1 protein-coding gene is annotated in these 271 nt (G+C 60.9%); it reads right to left on the reverse strand.

Going from position 1 to position 271, the window contains the following annotated elements:
- A partial coding sequence (locus AAEY83_RS15240; protein ID WP_351060235.1) for a PCRF domain-containing protein occupies positions 1–271 on the reverse strand: 271 nt, incomplete at both ends.

The following is a 271-nucleotide window of genomic DNA, read 5'->3' on the forward strand; positions in this document are numbered from 1 at the left end:
ATGCGGAACAGGTCGCCGGAGAAGATCGCCGCCTCGTCGCCACCGGTGCCGGCGCGAATTTCGAGGAAGACGTTGCGCCCGTCATTCGGATCTTTAGGCAGCAGCATGCGCTGCAGATCGGATTCCAGCGTGACCAGCAACTCCTTGGCTTCGCGAACTTCTTCCACGGCCATTTCGCGCATGTCCGGGTCGTTGTCCTTGAGCAGCGCCTGCGCGCCTTCAAGATCGCTTTGTACGCCGAGCAGCTTTTTATAGGCGGCCACTACCGGCT

Source organism: Psychrobacter sp. TB20-MNA-CIBAN-0197, assembly GCF_040309765.1.
Lineage (GTDB): Bacteria > Pseudomonadota > Gammaproteobacteria > Pseudomonadales > Moraxellaceae > Psychrobacter > Psychrobacter submarinus.